Origin of the sequence: Paenibacillus darwinianus, from assembly GCF_000598065.1 — a bacterium.
In the GTDB taxonomy this organism is placed as follows: Bacteria; Bacillota; Bacilli; order Paenibacillales; family Paenibacillaceae; genus Paenibacillus_I; species Paenibacillus_I darwinianus.
The window spans coordinates 34,468-37,382 of the sequence record NZ_KK082116.1; the positions used below are offsets into that span (position 1 = coordinate 34,468).

General features: G+C 61.1%; 2 protein-coding genes and 2 pseudogenes. All 4 read left to right on the top strand.

Annotation, left to right across the window (positions count from 1 at the left end):
* The coding region (locus BG52_RS00905) for an aminotransferase class III-fold pyridoxal phosphate-dependent enzyme (RefSeq protein WP_144340689.1) at positions 1-446 on the top strand (446 nt) is incomplete at its 5' end.
* Between the two features lie 112 nt (positions 447-558).
* Positions 559-1,044: pseudogene (locus tag BG52_RS00910) on the top strand (aminotransferase class III-fold pyridoxal phosphate-dependent enzyme); the annotation flags it as partial.
* A gap of 26 nt (positions 1,045-1,070) precedes the next feature.
* The gene (locus BG52_RS00915) at positions 1,071-2,021 is read left to right on the top strand and encodes an RluA family pseudouridine synthase (protein WP_051602268.1); all 951 of its coding nucleotides are present in this window, start codon (positions 1,071-1,073) and stop codon (positions 2,019-2,021) included.
* 90 nt (positions 2,022-2,111) lie between these two features.
* Positions 2,112-2,915: pseudogene (locus BG52_RS15790) on the top strand (LysM peptidoglycan-binding domain-containing protein); the annotation flags it as partial.

Sequence of the window (2,915 nt, forward strand, 5' to 3'; positions counted from 1 at the left end):
GCGGCCGCCGGGACATTATGGAGATGATGGCGCCGAGCGGACCGATCTATCAGGCGGGGACGCTGTCGGGCAATCCGCTCGCGATGGCGGCCGGCTATACGACGCTTAAGCTTTTGAAGCCGGAAACGTACGAGCTGCTGGAGCGGCTTTCCGTTCGGCTGCAAGCGGGCTTAGAGGACAATGCGGAGAGGCGCGGCATTCCGTCGACAATCAATCGGGTCGGTTCGATGGTATGCCCGTTTTTCACGGATGTGACGGTCATCAACTACGAGACGGCGAAGCAGGCGGATCTGACCCGTTTCAGGCTCTATTTCGCAAGCATGCTGGATCTTGGAATCAGTATTGCGCCTTCCCAATTCGAAGGCATGTTCGTGTCGGCCGTTCATACCGAAGCTGATATCGATCGGACGATCGCCGCGCATGATGAAGCGTTGGGACGGCTGTGAGAAGCGGCGAAGGGGCGCTGGACGCCATGCCTGAGCTTGAGCTTGCCCGTGCGGAGCGCGCGGGCGAATGGCTCATTGTGCCTTTGTCCGATTCCGTACCGGAAAGCCTTGCGGCAAGGTGATCGGCGGCGGTCTGCCGGTCGGCGCTTACGGCGGCCGCCGGGACATTATGGAGATGATGGCGCCGAGCGGACCGATCTATCAGGCGGGGACGCTGTCGGGCAATCCGCTCGCGATGGCGGCCGGCTATACGACGCTTAAGCTTTTGAAGCCGGAAACGTACGAGCTGCTGGAGCGGCTTTCCGTTCGGCTGCAAGCGGGCTTAGAGGACAATGCGGAGAGGCGCGGCATTCCGTCGACAATCAATCGGGTCGGTTCGATGGTATGCCCGTTTTTCACGGATGTGACGGTCATCAACTACGAGACGGCGAAGCAGGCGGATCTGACCCGTTTCAGGCTCTATTTCGCAAGCATGCTGGATCTTGGAATCAGTATTGCGCCTTCCCAATTCGAAGGCATGTTCGTGTCGGCCGTTCATACCGAAGCTGATATCGATCGGACGATCGCCGCGCATGATGAAGCGTTGGGACGGCTGTGAGAAGCGGCGAAGGGGCGCTGGACGCCATGCCTGAGCTTGAGCTTGCCCGTGCGGAGCGCGCGGGCGAATGGCTCATTGTGCCTTTGTCCGATTCCGTACCGGAAAGCCTTGCGGCCGGCAGCCATCCGCACCACGTGCGGCAATGGCTGCTGGCCCTTGCCGTTTTTCCGGACAAATGGGTGAACCGGCTGTTCTCGGTCGGCGGGCTGAAACTGGACGGAGGCCGGTTATGGCTGGAGGCTTTTCCCAAGGCAGGGTTGGCGCGGCACGAGTGGGCCGCTGGTGATGCGGAAAGCGGCGGTGTTACGGCGGACGTGCTGTTCGAAGACGACTGGTGCCTTGTGATGAACAAGCCGGCGGGCATGGCGGTTCATCCTTCCCGTCCCGGGCAGCGCGGCACACTGGACGAAGCAGCCGTTCGGCATTGTCTGGCGACCGGTCAGGATGCTCCCGTCCGGCATATCCACCGCTTGGACGACGACACGTCGGGGCCTGTACTGTACGCCAAAAACGATTTAGCCCAGTGGCGGCTCGATGGGGCGATGCGCGAAAAAGCGATCAATCGGCAATATCTGGCGCTGGTGAACGGCGTGCCGCAGAGGCCTGGGGGAACGATCGATGCGCCGATCGGCCGCGACCGGCACCACGGCTCGCGCCGCCGGGTGTCGCTGTCCGGGGAGACCGCCATCACGCATTACGAGACGCGGGTGGCGGGAGATGACGCTGCGCTTGTTCGCGTGACGCTGGATACAGGACGCACCCACCAGATTCGCGTCCATTTCAGCCATATTGGCCATCCGCTGCTTGGAGACACCTTATACGGCGCCCCCGCTGAGTCTTCGCTGCGCCATCAGGCGCTGCACGGCGAACGTCTTATTTTCCCGCATCCCTGGACCGGTAAGGATACGGTGGTTGGATGCCCGCTTCCCGGCTGGTTCGCCGGTTTGTCGCAACGGCACGGGATCGTGACAAAATGATAGTCATGCCATCCCCTCGCTTCCCATATAAATAGGTATTGAACGATACCAAACGTATCGGCATACGAGTATCGGAAGGGAGGATGAACGGTGTTTCAACCATCGGACGGATTGCGTTTTGACGTATATGAACGCGTGCATTTGCCGCAGGACGTCGCGGATATCCACGAGCTGGAGGAAATCGAGCTGACGCCGTATATTCAGGTCGTTCGGCAAGACGAGCAAGTGCTGTTAAAGGGGCATCTGCTGCTAAGCGGAGTTTACAGTTCCCAAGGGGACGCGGTCGAGGCGCGCACGCTCGAGCACTGGATTCCCGTCGAGATTACGCTTCCGGTCAATCGGGTGAACCGGCCCGAGGACATTACGGTAGACATCGAAAATTTCGACGTGGACCTGTTATCCGCGCGCACGCTTAACATTACGGGCGTGCTGTCGCTGAAGGGCATCGAGGCAAGGGATAACGAGCCTTCAGCGGCCTACGCATGGGGTGACGAGCCGTTTACCGTTGTGCACCGGCGGGATCCGGCGTCCGAAGGCTCGCAACGCTTCGAAAGCTCCGAAGACCGGGAAATTCCTGGAAATCCGGTGGACCCGCAGAGCAGCATAAGCTCGGAAAGGTTCGCAGATTCGGCAAGCCCGGAAGGCCCGGAAAGCCCGGAAAGCCTGGAAGTTGCGGAAGCGGAACGAACGGCTGACTATGCGTCGCAAGACCGGGATGCCGCCGTGAATGCGATGAATGCATTCGTTGAGGATCAACTCAAGGCCCGGACAGCCGCCGCCGCGCCGCCGTTCGTGCCGGGAGGGACGGGCGTTGCGGACGTTTCTGCCGAATCGAGCCATGCCGCACAGCCGGATAACCGGGAAGCCGAGCCTCCGGCTGTGGCTGGCGGCTGG

Bases quoted from the DNA above. Each gene is read 5' to 3' on its own strand.
- BG52_RS00915 (WP_051602268.1), top strand. From the start codon at position 1,071: ATGCCTGAGCTTGAGCTTGCCCGTGCGGAGCGCGCGGGCGAATGGCTC.